General features: G+C 39.6%; 11 protein-coding genes. 10 read left to right on the top strand and 1 reads right to left on the bottom strand.

Going from position 1 to position 13097, the window contains the following annotated elements:
- Nucleotides 1-2 precede the first annotated feature (2 nt).
- The 3 genes from mazG (at nt 3) to eno (ending at nt 4171) form a co-directional block, all read left to right on the top strand.
- Complete coding sequence (gene mazG / locus ALFOR1_RS12450; RefSeq protein WP_104643152.1) at nt 3-800, top strand: nucleoside triphosphate pyrophosphohydrolase; 798 nt, start codon at nt 3-5, stop codon at nt 798-800.
- 162 nt (nt 801-962) lie between these two features.
- Nucleotides 963-2597 (top strand): CTP synthase, encoded by a 1635-nt coding sequence (locus ALFOR1_RS12445; protein WP_058548612.1) that lies wholly within the window; start codon nt 963-965, stop codon nt 2595-2597.
- A 275-nt stretch (nt 2598-2872) separates the two neighbouring features.
- Nucleotides 2873-4171: a phosphopyruvate hydratase gene (eno, locus tag ALFOR1_RS12440; protein WP_058548611.1), complete on the top strand. Its 1299-nt coding sequence runs from the start codon at nt 2873-2875 to the stop codon at nt 4169-4171.
- Nucleotides 4172-4461: 290 nt separating this feature from the next.
- Here the strand turns inward: eno and mutH are convergent, their stop codons facing one another.
- Entirely contained in the window at nt 4462-5133 is a 672-nt protein-coding gene (gene mutH / locus ALFOR1_RS12435) for a DNA mismatch repair endonuclease MutH (RefSeq protein ID WP_104643151.1), read from the bottom strand.
- Between the two features lie 529 nt (nt 5134-5662).
- Between mutH and rppH the strand changes: the two genes are divergently transcribed.
- From rppH to ALFOR1_RS12400, 7 genes are all read left to right on the top strand, one after another.
- A complete protein-coding gene (gene rppH, locus ALFOR1_RS12430; RefSeq protein WP_002958704.1) occupies nt 5663-6181 on the top strand; it encodes an RNA pyrophosphohydrolase in 519 nt (172 codons plus the stop codon).
- 30 nt (nt 6182-6211) lie between these two features.
- Nucleotides 6212-8476, top strand: coding sequence for a phosphoenolpyruvate--protein phosphotransferase (gene ptsP, locus ALFOR1_RS12425; protein WP_104643150.1), 2265 nt, complete (start codon nt 6212-6214; stop codon nt 8474-8476).
- A 71-nt stretch (nt 8477-8547) separates the two neighbouring features.
- A complete protein-coding gene (locus ALFOR1_RS12420; protein WP_104643149.1) occupies nt 8548-9357 on the top strand; it encodes a sulfite exporter TauE/SafE family protein in 810 nt (269 codons plus the stop codon).
- Between the two features lie 13 nt (nt 9358-9370).
- Nucleotides 9371-10174 (top strand): prolipoprotein diacylglyceryl transferase, encoded by an 804-nt coding sequence (gene lgt / locus ALFOR1_RS12415; protein WP_104643666.1) that lies wholly within the window; start codon nt 9371-9373, stop codon nt 10172-10174.
- A gap of 10 nt (nt 10175-10184) precedes the next feature.
- The gene (locus ALFOR1_RS12410; RefSeq protein WP_104643148.1) at nt 10185-11036 is read left to right on the top strand and encodes a thymidylate synthase; all 852 of its coding nucleotides are present in this window, start codon (nt 10185-10187) and stop codon (nt 11034-11036) included.
- A gap of 20 nt (nt 11037-11056) precedes the next feature.
- Nucleotides 11057-11935 (top strand): UTP--glucose-1-phosphate uridylyltransferase GalU, encoded by an 879-nt coding sequence (gene galU / locus ALFOR1_RS12405; RefSeq protein WP_104643147.1) that lies wholly within the window; start codon nt 11057-11059, stop codon nt 11933-11935.
- Between the two features lie 349 nt (nt 11936-12284).
- Complete coding sequence (locus ALFOR1_RS12400) at nt 12285-12968, top strand: SPOR domain-containing protein (RefSeq protein ID WP_058548605.1); 684 nt, start codon at nt 12285-12287, stop codon at nt 12966-12968.
- Nucleotides 12969-13097: the final 129 nt, after the last annotated feature.

The raw sequence follows: 13097 nt of genomic DNA, 5'->3' as shown, positions 1-13097 counted from the left end.
ACATGACAGATAAAAACGCATTAACTGAGCTTTTAAATATTATGCAAACCTTGCGAGATCCTAACGGCGGGTGCCCGTGGGATCTTAAGCAAGATTTCAAATCAATTGTTCCTCATACCCTAGAAGAGGCGTACGAGGTTGCCGATTGCATAGAGACTAATAATTTAGGTGAGCTTAAAAATGAGCTTGGCGATTTACTTTTTCAAATTGTGTTTTATGCCCAGTTAGCTAAAGAGCAAAACTTATTTGATTTTGATGATGTTATAAATCAGCTAAGCACTAAACTTGTGCGCCGCCACCCTCATGTATTTAACGAGCAGCAAGCGTTAACTGACGAGCAGTTAGCAAAGCAATGGCAAGCAATTAAAGCACAAGAACGTGCTGAAAAAGCTTCACCGGTTAATACTTCGCTTTGGCAAGATATTCCGGCAAATATGCCAAGCCTTAGTAAAGCTAAAAAAATTCAGCAACGTGTTGCTGGCTTAGGGTTTGATTGGCCAAGCTATCATGGCGCACTTGATAAAGTGAGCGAAGAAGTATTAGAAGTAAAAGAAGCGCTCGAACACGATCCTCTATCTGAGCATACAGCAGAAGAAATAGGCGACTTACTGTTTGCCACTGTTAATGTTGCTCGCCATGTTAAACGCGACCCTGAACAACTTTTAAGACAAGCAAATGATAAGTTTTCAGCGCGGTTTGAAAAGGTACAAGCGTACTTAATTGCTCAAGGCAAAAGTTTAGATACTGCAAGCCTAGAAGAAATGGACAACGCGTGGGATGCCATTAAAAAAGTGAAATAGGTTTAATGTTAAAAAATGCACATTTTTTGTGCGCGCATTTACTATTTTTAGCTGGATTGCGCTGGCGTGTTTTGGTACAATTTCGCCCCGTCTTGATGATATACCCAGAGTCTCTTTCTCGGGTGTTATATTCCTTTTAATTCCTGATATTCTAGGGTTCGCATGAGTACAAAATTTATCTTCGTTACTGGCGGGGTTGTTTCTTCGTTGGGTAAAGGTATTGCAGCAGCATCACTAGCCGCTATTTTAGAGGCCCGTGGTTTAGACGTTACCATTTTAAAGCTGGATCCTTACATCAACGTTGACCCAGGCACAATGAGCCCAATTCAACACGGTGAAGTATACGTTACAGAAGACGGCGCAGAGACTGACCTTGACTTAGGTCACTACGAGCGTTTTATTCGTACCAAAATGACTAGTCGTAATAACTTTACACAAGGGCGTGTATACGAAGACGTGTTACGTCGTGAGCGCCGTGGTGAATACCTAGGTGCAACTATTCAGGTTATTCCACATATTACAAATGACATTAAGCAACGCGTATACGACGGTGCTGAAGGTCATGAAATTGCGATTGTAGAAATTGGCGGTACAGTAGGTGATATTGAATCACAACCGTTTATTGAAGCAATTCGTCAAATGGGTACTGAAATTGGCCGCGAACGCGCGCTATTTATTCACTTAACGCTAGTGCCATTTTTAGGCCCTGCGGGTGAAGTGAAAACAAAACCAACTCAGCATTCTGTTAAAGAGTTGCGATCTGTAGGTATTCAGCCAGATATTCTTATCTGTCGTTCAGACCGTAAACTGCCTAACAACGAGCGTGCAAAAATTGCATTGTTCACTAATGTTGAAGAAAAAGCGGTTATTTCACTACCAGACGTAGACAGCATTTATAAAATTCCTGCGCTATTAAAATCTCAAGAATTAGATAACTTTGTATGCCGTCGCTTTCATTTAGATGCGCCAGAAGCTGATCTTGCTGAGTGGGAACAAGTACTTTATCAAGAGTCTAACCCTACTGGTGAAGTAACAATTGGTATGGTTGGTAAGTACATTGAATTACCAGATGCATACAAATCAGTTAACGAAGCACTAAAACATGCGGGTCTTAAAAATCGTTTAACAATTAATATTGAATACGTAGACTCACAAGATTTAGAAAGCAAAGGTGTAGAACTACTATCTCATTTAGATGCTATTTTAGTTCCTGGCGGCTTTGGCGGACGTGGTGTTGAAGGTAAAATCTTAGCGGCTAAATACGCACGTGAAAACAAAGTTCCATACCTAGGTATTTGTTTAGGTATGCAGGTGGCACTTATTGAATACGCGCGTAATGTTGCAGGTTTAACTGATGCAAACTCTACAGAATTTAACGCTAACTCAGAAGCGCCTGTCGTTGGTTTAATTACTGAATGGTTAGACGCTGAAGGCAAGGTTGAAGTACGTGATGAAAAATCTGATTTAGGTGGCACTATGCGCTTAGGCGCACAAAAATGTCATTTAACACCAGGTTCTAAAGTACATGAAGTATACGGTAATGCTGAAATTGTTGAACGTCATCGTCATCGCTACGAAGTAAACAATAATTTTGTAGAAGCGCTTGAAAAAGCAGGCTTGAGCTTTACTGGTTTATCAGAAGATAAAAAATTAGTAGAAATTATCGAAAATAAAGATCACCCATGGTTTATTGCCGCGCAATTCCACCCGGAATTCACGTCAACCCCACGTGATGGTCACCCGCTATTTGAAGGGTTTGTAGCTGCGGCTCACATTCACCAAAAAGCTAATTCGTAATTTTAAAAGCCGTGCATATTGCACGGCTTTTTTGTTTTAAGGGCTGACTGATACCCATTTTATTAAAAACATGAGCATTGTATCGGATTAAATAACTTACTAATTGCGTTAAAAATTACTCATATAGAACAACTATATGTCATAATTTGTGCCTTGTTATTGAGTTGTTTTTTTAGCGTTATGATAGCTCACTAATTAAATGCAATTGGTATAAACTATACAAAACGTAGTAAAGTTAGCTGAACTCACCATTTTGGGAATATAGAGGAATCAAGATGTCAGAAATCGTAAAAGTAATCGGTCGCGAAATTATGGACTCGCGTGGTAACCCAACTGTTGAAGCAGACGTACATTTAGCAGATGGTTCTTGGGGTCGTGCAGCTGCACCTTCAGGCGCATCTACTGGTACTCGCGAAGCATTAGAGTTACGCGACGGTGATAAGTCACGTTACTTAGGTAAAGGCGTATTAAACGCTGTTGGTTTTATTAATAATGAAATCGCAGATGCGCTTAAAGGCCAAAATGCATTAGAGCAAAGTGCTGTTGATAAAGTAATGCTAGATTTAGACGGCACTGAAAACAAAGAAAAACTAGGTGCAAACGCAATCTTAGCAGTATCACTTGCAACTGCAAAAGCAGCTGCACAGTCTAAAAAAGTAGAGCTTTATGAGCACATTGCTGATTTAAACGGCACACCGGGTGTTTACTCTATGCCACTTCCAATGATGAACATCATCAATGGTGGTGAGCACGCAGATAACTCTGTAGATATTCAAGAGTTTATGATCCAACCTGTTGGCGCTGCAAACTTCCGCGAAGGCCTACGTATGGGCGCAGAGGTATTTCATAGCCTTGCAAAAGTACTTAAAGCAGACGGTCATTCAACAGCGGTTGGCGATGAAGGTGGCTTTGCGCCAAACCTTGCATCTAACGAAGCGGCACTTGCAGCAATTAAAGTTGCGGTAGCAAACGCAGGTTACGAGTTAGGTAAAGATATTACTTTAGCGATGGATTGTGCTGCATCTGAGTTTTACGACAAAGAAGCAAACATTTATGATCTTAAAGGTGAAGGCAAAAAATTCACTTCAGAAGAATTTAACTTCTTCTTACAAGAGCTTACTGAGCAATACCCAATTGTGTCTATTGAAGATGGCTTAGATGAGTCAGATTGGGATGGCTTTGCACACCAAACTAAACTAATGGGTGATAAAATCCAATTAGTAGGCGATGACTTATTCGTAACTAACACTAAGATTTTAAAACGTGGTATCGACAACGGTATTGCTAACTCGATCTTAATTAAGTTTAACCAAATTGGTTCACTAACTGAGACGTTAGCTGCAATAAAAATGGCAAAAGATGCAGGCTTTACAGTTGTTATTTCTCACCGCTCTGGCGAGACGGAAGATTCAACTATTGCTGATTTAGCGGTAGGTACTGCTGCAGGTCAAATTAAAACAGGTTCATTGAGCCGTTCTGACCGTGTTGCTAAGTACAACCAACTTCTTCGAATTGAAGAAGCGCTAGGTTCAAAAGCACCTTACAACGGTCTTAAAGAAGTTAAAGGTCAGTAATTCTATTTTATATAGAATCTAATTTTTAATTTTAGATGATAAAATCCTCGCTAATGCGGGGATTTTTTATGCCTGATAATTTTTCAAAGAGATGAGAATGCTTTGTAGGCGTTAAGCTTGCTGAGGCGCGCGCAGTGCGAAAAGAGGGATCACCAAAAGCGTAAACTCTTTATTTAAACCTCAAATTATTTTATTAAAAAAGGTGAAATATCTTATAGGCGTTAAGCTCGCTGACACGCGCAAGTAGTGCGAAAAAGGATTTGCTTAATTTATAATATTTTCTGCACAGCTCAGAGCTGAAATTGCTGCTTTAATATTTTACCTGTAAAACTGGTTTTTAAATAAAACCCACGTGGTAGGGTTTTGATAATTTGACCATGTGGACCAATAGCATCAGTAACAACTTTGCTGTTTGCCGCCTTAGGCCTAATTTGTATAGCATCCCCTAAATGGCCTGATATTTCATCTACTCGTCCGAGTGCGATTAACTCCATTTGTTCTTCCCAGTCACGCTGTAATAACGCATCTTGCTCAGGTGTTGGTTGCCACAAAAAGCCGCTGCCTATCGTTCTGTCAAAAGGGGCTATATCTCGCTCACTTAGTATGGGTAACCATAAAACATGATTTAGCTTTTTACGCACAGAGCTTGTATGCCACGTCATACCAGTGACGTTTATTAAAGGTGTTACCGATACAAACGTAGTCTCTAGTGGCTTACCCTTGTATGAAATTGGTAATGTTTTTAGCTCTATCCCTAAATCTTCAAAATCGGGTAGGGGTTTTGAACCTGCTGTAGCCCCTAGTACATATTCAATTAGTTGCCCGGTCCAGCCTTTTTCACGAAGTAAATCATCAGGTGTTTTAAAGTGATACTGGTTTGCAAGTTGGCCAAGTGTTAATCCAGCAATGTTATTCACGCGCTGCATTAGGTCGTTAATTGAGTGTGGTTTTGATGGTCGCATACTATTAATTTCGGTTGAATAAATACCATAGCCATGATAGCAAATTGGCTAAGCCGTGGATATCTTTAGGGTTGTTCGTTTTTTGTGCTCGTGTTGTTTGGGTTAATTTTGTACATGTATAAAATTGAGCGGTTTACTTTAAGTTACTGAGCTAGTTGGTTTTTTTTAAATTATATATTCAGTTTTGATTAAGGCTATTAAAAGTTGTTGGGATAAATACAACTATATAAACATGTTTATCCACAGAATCTGTGGAGAACACGAGTTTTTAGATCTTATATTGTGGATTTGTTTGCAAAACGAGCGTGTTTTATAAAAGTTATGCACAAACTGTGAGTAAGTAGAGTAAAACAATAACCGCAATAGCTTTGGTGGATTATTTTTAAAATTTTTACTCACACTTCATTATTTATGGGTTATGCAAAAGCGTAAACTTAGCTTACAAATTAGCTTGGCTATAATAGTGTTTGCCGTATTGCAGCTAATGTGGAACAATCATTAAAAATCGACTTACAAATGAGGCACTAAGGTGATTGATGCCGAAGGTTTTCGTGCCAATGTCGGAATTGTAATTTGCAATAATCAGGGACAGGTTTTTTGGGCTAGACGTTATGGTCAGCATTCTTGGCAATTTCCCCAAGGTGGTGTTGATGATGGCGAGACAGCAGAACAAACCATGTACCGCGAGTTACACGAGGAAGTAGGGCTGCGACCTGAAGATGTTGAAATAGTTGCAAGCTCAAAACATTGGTTACGCTATAAATTACCCAAACGATTAATTCGTCGCGACTCTAGTCCGGTGTGTATTGGGCAAAAACAAAAATGGTTTTTATTAAAACTGCGTTGTAAAGATGAAGATGTAAACTTGCTTAAAACCCATCATCCAGAGTTTGATGATTGGCGCTGGGTAAGTTACTGGTATCCTGTAAGACAGGTAGTATCGTTTAAACGGGATGTTTATCGACGTGTAATGAAGGAGTTTGCTCCTTTCGCCATGCCCTTTAATAAAAGAGAACAACACAAAGATCATTGGCGAAGTAAAAGGTAGTAATTTCTCGATAGAATAAAGGAGCAGGACATGCTGGCTACACTTAGGTCTATTGCTGAGTCTGTATCGCAACAAGCGAATTTAGACAGTGCTTTAGTGTGCTTTGTGCAAATGGTTAAAGATGCCATGAAAACCCAGTGCTGCTCCATTTATTTTGCAGATTACAGCCAAGACAATTTTGTACTTATGGCTACCGAAGGGTTAAATCCTGATGCGGTGGGTAAGTTTAGAATTGGCTTTACCGAAGGCTTAGTGGGCTTAGTTGCCCAACGCGAAGAGCCAATTAATATAGCATTTGCTAAATCACACCCGCGATTTAAACTCTCCCCCGAAGTGAATGAAGAAGGCTACAATGCTTTTTTGTCTGTGCCTGTGGTGCATCAAAAAAAAGTATTAGGCGTTATTGTTGTTCAGCAAAAAATGGCCCGTGTTTTTAGCCAAGATGAAGAATCGTTTTTAATTACGCTCTCTGCACAACTTGCATCACAACTAGCGCATGCTGAAATAAAAGAAGTATTGCGACAAGACGAATCATCTCATCAAACATCAGTTTTAAAAGGGGTATCGAGTGCGCCGGGCATAGGAATTGGCCAAGCATTTGTCGTGCTGCCAAAGCTTGATTTTAAGTCTATAGAGCTTTTAAAAGACAGTGATGTAACAGAGCAACGCCGCTTGTTTACACAAGCCGTAGCCGCGACCCGAAAAGAGTTTAATACGCTTTCTATGACGCTAAGTGACTCGATACCGCATGAAGCGTTGGCTGTATTTGATGTTTACCAACAATTACTTGATGCAAAAAGCTTAGGCCATAATGTTGAGGTACAGTTACAAGAAGGTTGGTGCGCTAAAAGTGCATTAAAAATTGTAATAGAGCGCTTAATCTCTCAATTTAATGCCATGCAAGACCCATATATAAAGGAGCGTGCGGTTGATGTTAAAGACATTGGTTTACGTGTGCTACATCATTTAGTAAACACCGAACACGCTATAAAAGATTACCCACCAAATACTATTTTAATTGCTAATACATTAACTCCGGCCATGCTTGCAGAAGTGCCAAAAGGGCATTTAGCGGGTGTAGTTAGTGTTAATGGTTCAGCTAATAGCCATGCGTCTATTTTAACGCGTGCAATGGGTATTCCTGCTATTTGGGGTATTGAAGATTTACCACTATTACAGTTTGAGGGTAAACCGCTCATTCTGGATGCATTTTCTGGGCGTTTATATATTTCCCCATCGCAAATGCTAATAGATGAGTACACCGAGCTTCAGTACCAAGATGGCTTATTGAATAACCGCTTTTTAGCCGAGCAAACATCAGAATCAATCACGCTTGATGGTGAGCATATTAGCTTGCTGTTAAATGCCGGGCTTGAGCTAAATACAGAACAAAGCAGTTCACATATTTGCGATGGCGTAGGGCTTTACAGAACAGAGGCTTGGTTTATGCAAAAAGGCCAGTTTCCTTCGCAATTTGAGCAAGAAAACTGGTACCGCGAAGTGCTTACTAGCTACCACCCAAACCCTGTGGTTATGCGTACGCTGGATATTGGTGGCGATAAAGTTTTAGATTATTTTAATATTACCGAAGAAAACCCATTTTTAGGATGGCGTGGTATTCGTATTAGTCTTGATCACCCAGAGCTGTTTTTAGATCAGCTTAAAGCGATGTTAAAAGCAAATATTGGCTTAGGTAATTTAAAGATTATGCTGCCAATGATCAGTGGCACCGATGAAGTAGATGAATCTTTAGCATTGTTTGAGCAAGCGTACTATGAGCTAAGTGAAAAGTACCCAGAGCAAAGTATAGAAAGACCTGATATTGGTATAATGCTTGAGGTGCCTTCGAGCGTATTTATGTTGCCTGAATGGTCAAAAAAAGTCGATTTTTGCTCAGTCGGTAGTAATGATTTAACGCAGTACCTATTAGCTGTAGATAGAGCTAATGCACGTGTTGCTGAGCTGTTTAACCCTTATCACCCAGGCGTACTAAGAGTGTTAAATAAAGTGGCTTGTGAGTGTGAGCAGTACGAATTGCCTTTTAGTTTATGTGGTGAACTTGGTGGCGATCCAGAAGGTGCGATTTTACTTATTGCAATGGGATACAGGCGCTTAAGTATGAACCTATCATCACTTAATAAAGTTAAATGGGTGATCAGGCGCTTAAATGTGAGTGATATGGAGCAGCTACTTAGCGAGTGCTTAGCTCAATCTACCGCTAAGCAAGTATTGCGCTTAACACGAAACTTTATGTTAGAGCATCAATTAGGCGATTTATTTTATACGCCCAAATAGTATCAATCCGCAGATGCTATTGGCTTTATAATCCTTTAATATAAACACATTATTAGGTATTTGAGATAACTATGTATGACTTAGGGCTGTTAGTGGCAAGCTGCGCACTACTAGGCTGCGTTGTCGGTTTTTTAGCAGGATTGTTAGGTATTGGTGGCGGTTTAATTATTGTCCCTGTGCTTAGTACGTTACTGTTATCGTTTGACGTTACATCTCCAAGCCACGTTCTAGTGGTTGCTATTGCAACCTCACTAGCTTCTATTTTATTTACTTCAACCTCTTCAGCGTTAGCTCATCATAAAAATGATAATGTGCCGTGGGAAATAGCTCCTTGGGTTATGTCAGGCGTTGCGTTAGGGGCATTAATTAGTGGCTTTGCCGCAAGTCTCATTCCTGAGCAAATTTTACGAACTGTGTTTGCTATCAGCGTCGTGTTTATTGCTGCGAGGATGGTGTTGTCGACCCGCAAAAAAGCAGTCGTGGAGCAGCCTTTACCAGCAGGCCCTATTTTGGGAGCTATATCGGCTCTAATGGGTGGCTTATCTGGTTTAATTGGTATTGGTGGTGGGGCGCTTATTGTTCCAATGCTTAATTATTTTTCGGTAGATATAAAAAAAGCCATAGGTTGCGCTGCTGCTTGCGGCATTGTTATCGCCTTATTTGGTTCTATTGGGTATATTAGTGCAGGTTGGCAAGTTACCGATTTAGAACATGGTTTTGCAGGGTTTGTTTATTTACCTGTGTTATTTGGGATTGTTATTACATCATGGTTTGTTGCGCCTATAGGCGCTAAAGCAACTCATTATTTACCTGTTAATACAATAAAGAAAGTTTTCGCGGTATTGCTTGTTGTTATCGCACTTAAAATGGTTTTTAGCTAAAGGTTTATTTTTTATGGCACTTGAGTTTCCTCAAATTGATCCAATAATTTTTTCTGTTGGGCCGCTAAGCGTACGTTGGTACGGGTTAATGTATTTAATTGGTTTTGCGTTTGCGATGTGGTTCACTAATCGCCAAGCTGCAAAACCTAATTCAGGTTGGACAAAAGATCAGGTAAGCGACTTACTATTTTATGGCATGCTAGGGGTAATTCTTGGTGGGCGTATTGGTTATGTATTGTTTTATCAGTTTAGTTACTTTATAGAAAACCCGCTTTATTTATTTAGAATAGATCAAGGTGGTATGTCTTTTCATGGCGGCACGTTGGGAGTTATAACAGCTGTAGCCATTTTCTCGTGGACACGCAAAAAATCATTGCTTCAAGTTGGCGATTTTGTTGCTCCGCTTGTCCCTGTTGGTTTATTAGCTGGAAGAATAGGTAACTTTATTAATGGCGAGCTGTGGGGGCGAGTGACCGATGTGCCTTGGGCTATGGTATTTCCTACAGGCGGGCCACTTGCGCGTCATCCATCACAATTATATGAAGCATTTTTTGAAGGCCTAGTACTCTTTTTAATCCTGCAATGGTTTATTAAAAAACCGCGTCCAGCGGGTAGTGTAGCGGGTGTATTTTTACTAGGTTATGGTGTATTTAGATTCTGCATTGAATACTTCCGTCAACCAGATGCGCAACTAGGGCTGTTTGCTGACTTTATTTCGATGGGTCAAATATTATCACTTCCAATGATTGTGGGCGGTTTAGGTTTATTAATTTGGGCATACAAACAACCACAACAAGTTAAAACAGCTAAGGCATAATAAAAACAGCATGAAACAATATTTAGAATTATGTCAGCGTATTGTTGACGAAGGCCAGTGGGTAGAAAATAAGCGTACAGGTACGCGTTGTTTAACGGTTATAAACGCTGACTTAGAGTACGACGTAGCGAATAATAAGTTTCCTATGATCACCACGCGAAAAAGCTACTATAAAGCAGCGATTGCTGAGTTATTAGGGTATTTACGTGGTTACGATAGTGCAGAGCAGTTTCGTGATATTGGCTGTAAAACCTGGGATGCAAATGCTAACGACAACGGCGCATGGCTTAATAACCCCAACCGTAAAGGTGAAGACGACATGGGCCGCGTCTACGGCGTGCAAGGCCGCGGATGGCAGCGACCAGATGGTTCAACGCTCGATCAGCTTGCTAAAGTTATTAATAACTTAAAAAATGGTATTGATGATAGAGGGGAAATCGTTACTTTTTATAATCCCGGCGAATTTGAGCTTGGTTGTTTGCGCCCATGTATGCACACGCATACTTTTTCACTGCTTGGTGACACGCTATATTTAACATCGTATCAGCGCAGCTGTGATGTGCCACTGGGGCTTAATTTCAATCAAATTCAGTGTTTTGTTTTACTTGCATTGGTAGCTCAAATTACAGGGCATAAAGCAGGTAAGGCGTATCATAAAATTGCTAATGCCCATATTTACGAAAACCAACTAGAACTAATGCGAGACGTGCAATTAAAGCGCGAACCGTTCGAATCGCCTAAACTAGCAATTAACCCAAAAATAAAGACGTTAGAAGATATAGAAACGTGGGTAACGCGTGACGACTTTGAAGTCACGGGGTATCAAAGCCACGAACCGATTCAGTATCCATTTTCAGTATAAAAAGATTAAGGAAAACTAAAATGAAAGCAGTGATCCCAGTAGCTGGACTAGGTACCCGTATGTTACCTGCCACAAAAGCAATCCCTAAAGAAATGCTACCAATAGTGGACCGTCCACTTATTCAATATGTAGTAAATGAAGCGGTTGCAGCAGGTATTAAAGAAATAGTACTTGTAACTCACTCAAGCAAAAATTCTATCGAAAACCATTTTGATACAAGCTTTGAACTAGAAGCCACATTAGAGAAACGTGTTAAGCGGCAATTACTTGCCGAAGTGCAGGCTATTTGCCCTAAAGACGTCACTATTATTCACGTACGCCAAGGTGAAGCTAAAGGCCTAGGCCACGCAATTAACTGTGCGGCGCCAATTATTGGTAACGAACCGTTTGTTGTAATTTTGCCAGATGTAATTATTGATGACGTAGAAAGCGATCTAAAAAAAGACAACCTAGCTGAAATGATTGCTCATTTTGAGCAAACAAAACACAGCCAAATAATGGTTGAATCAGTGCCAATGGATGAAGTAGATAAGTTTGGTGTGGTTGATTTAGGCGATGTTGACTTACAGCAAGGTGAAAGCTCACCCATTACAAACATGGTAGAAAAACCGCCTGTTGATCAAGCTCCTTCTAACTTAGCTGTAGTAGGGCGTTATGTATTAAGTGAAAATATTTGGCCATTACTTGCTAAAACACCTCAAGGTGCAGGCAACGAAATTCAGCTAACAGATGCCATTGCAATGCTAATGGAGCATGAAAAAGTTGATGCTTATGCAATTAAAGGCCGTAGTCACGATTGTGGTAGTAAAATAGGTTACTTAAAAGCAACGATTGAATTTGCACTACGCCGTGATGAATTTGCAGGTGAACTCAAATCATTTATTAAAACACTAATTTAATTAGTTATTTTATTTAATTCCTTAAGGCGCCTATTTGGCGCCTTTTTTTATATTTATTCATTACAATAAATATGCATTAATAAGAAAGCTCTAAAACAGAAATGTTTTAGGGACATTACAGACAGATTGTAATTTATGTTGTAAAGTTTAAGTTAACTGGCATTAAATTTGTATTAAATAATGCTCTCAAGGAAGGGGTGGAGTATGCAATATTGTGTTTTATAAAACATAAAAAAGCATACGAAGAGCTAAGTTAATAGCTCAAAGCTTAATAAAGTTAAACGCTTTCTTGTGAGAATGTTTAACTGAAATGTAAGTGTAAAGGCACTACTTTCAGGACAACAAATACATGTTTATACATAAAAAAAATAACATTGGGCTATTACTTAGCTTGCTGATGCTTTTATTTGGCACAGCATGCAGTGTTACGCCTGAAATAAAAACAAGCAACACACCGCAAACTAACACACCAGACTACGTATCTATTACAGCCCTAGAGCTTGCTCAGCTAAAAGATGCCGCCATGCAATGGCAACAAGCCCGAGCGGGTATTGAGCGCATTTTAAAATTAGAAAAAGAAATAACTTATTTAGTAAACCATATAGACATTATAAACAGCAAAGCTATAGCTCAGTCTAACCAAGGCTATAGCAGTAAGTCAGTACGCTCGCCACGCAATACCCGCAGTACGCAATCGCGCCCGCGACAGGTTAAGCAAAACTACAGCAATAAAAAGCAAGCTGTTAAATTAAATACACCTAAACATGTATTTGCATTACAGGTTGCCTCTGTTGATTCGCAAAACGGTGTAGCAAAGGCATGGAAAGAGCTAAATACCAAAGCAGCCCCATTATTTAGAGACAAAATACTGACAAATGTAGAAACCGCAAAAATAAATAACAAAACTTTTTACAGGCTGAAGCTAGGCTCTTACCAAAACTTTAAAAATGCAAAAGCTGACTGTGACGTATTTAAGCTATATAAGCTTGATTGCATAGTAAGTAATTACACAGATAAACCTATTAAGTTGTAACTAAATTTATTGAAAGTGGCGCATAATTTGCTTTGGGACGTTATCTAGGTTGTCTGAGTACTTTTAATGCGCTGTTTTAGGAATTTTCATTTAATACTAACTTTACTTATACCTTTTGGTCTCTATGGA

It is taken from the genome of Pseudoalteromonas carrageenovora IAM 12662, from assembly GCF_900239935.1.
In the GTDB taxonomy this organism is placed as follows: Bacteria; Pseudomonadota; Gammaproteobacteria; order Enterobacterales; family Alteromonadaceae; genus Pseudoalteromonas; species Pseudoalteromonas carrageenovora.
This window is presented reverse-complemented; position numbering and strand designations above follow the sequence as displayed.